This window comes from Nocardia farcinica (genome assembly GCF_029867845.1).
In the GTDB taxonomy this organism is placed as follows: Bacteria; Actinomycetota; Actinomycetes; order Mycobacteriales; family Mycobacteriaceae; genus Nocardia; species Nocardia farcinica_A.
The window spans coordinates 1-1,064 of sequence record NZ_JARWRU010000907.1 but is presented as its reverse complement, the minus strand read 5'-3'; the positions used below and the strand labels follow the sequence as shown (position 1 = coordinate 1,064).

The following is a 1,064-nucleotide window of genomic DNA, read 5'->3' as shown; positions in this document are numbered from 1 at the left end:
ACATTGGTGCGCAGCGTGATCGAGATCGCCCGCGCCGAATCCCTCGCCGCCGTGGTCCTCACCACCATGCCCGCCATGGCCGATGCCCGCCGCCTCTACGACCGCCTCGGCTTCGAGCGTGTGCCGCAGCGGGATTGGACCACCTCCTCGGGCCTGCCGCTCACGGTCATGCGGCTGCCGCTCGCCTAGCCCGCCCGCCGCCCCCGGACGCCGGATCGGATCAGGTGCCCGGCCGGAGCCGGCGCAGCGCCGCGCCGAGCCGTTCGCGGATCCGCTGTGCCCGAGTCGGTTCGGCCGGCGCGGCCGCGACGGACCCGGCGGCCTCGGCAGCCGCGGTGGCCTGGGCGAAGCGCGCGTGCAACTGTTCCCGGACCTGCTCGGGCGTATAGGCGCGGCGGCGGCGTTCGGCGCGCGCCACGATCACACCGGTGGCTACCACACCGGCCGCACCTGCCAAACCCACTGCCTTCCACCACCTCATAACGCCTAGGCTAGCTCCATGAGGGGTAAGAGCATCAGTCTCGACCAGGCGCTCGACATCACCAGAACCGGTGACATCTGGCTGTTCCGAGGCACATCCGCCGCCGACCGGGTGATCCGCATGACCACCAACAGCCCGGTCAACCACGTCGGCATGTCGGTCGTCCTCGACGATCTGCCCGCCCTGATCTGGCATGCCGAACTCGGCCACTCGCTGACCGACATGTGGACCGGCGACAAGCACCGCGGCGTCCAATTGCACAACCTGCGCGAGGCCGTGCTGGTGTGGGCGCACCGCTACGGCCAGCGCGCGTGGCTGCGCCAGCTCGACGCCCCGGTGACCAGGGAGATGGAGGACAGTCTGCTGCGCACCGTCGCCCGGCTCGACGGCACCCCCTTCCCCTCCACCGCCCAGCTCGCGGGCCGCTGGCTGGCGGGCCGCGTCCGAGTGCCGCGCCGCGGGCCGGGGCCGCCCGCCCCCCAGGTAAAAGGAAAGGCCTAAAGCGCGGGGGTAGTGGCCGCCCCCAAACAATCGATGGGGGGGGGGGCCCCCCCCCCCCCGACCCCCAAGGTGGGCCCCCGGC

General features: G+C 72.7%; 2 protein-coding genes and 1 pseudogene. 2 read left to right on the top strand and 1 reads right to left on the bottom strand.

What is annotated here, in order from left to right; all coding sequences use genetic code 11:
* Window positions 1–189 (top strand): GNAT family N-acetyltransferase (locus QH283_RS20010; protein ID WP_432420757.1); only part of this gene is annotated, 189 nt, incomplete at its 5' end.
* Between the two features lie 31 nt (window positions 190–220).
* On the opposite strand, the gene QH283_RS20005 is transcribed toward QH283_RS20010, so the two are convergent.
* The gene (locus QH283_RS20005; RefSeq protein ID WP_432420756.1) at window positions 221–439 is read right to left on the bottom strand and encodes a hypothetical protein; all 219 of its coding nucleotides are present in this window, start codon (window positions 437–439) and stop codon (window positions 221–223) included.
* 60 nt (window positions 440–499) lie between these two features.
* Between QH283_RS20005 and QH283_RS20000 the strand changes: the two are divergent.
* A pseudogene (locus QH283_RS20000) lies at window positions 500–925 on the top strand (hypothetical protein); the annotation flags it as partial.
* Window positions 926–1,064 lie beyond the last annotated feature (139 nt).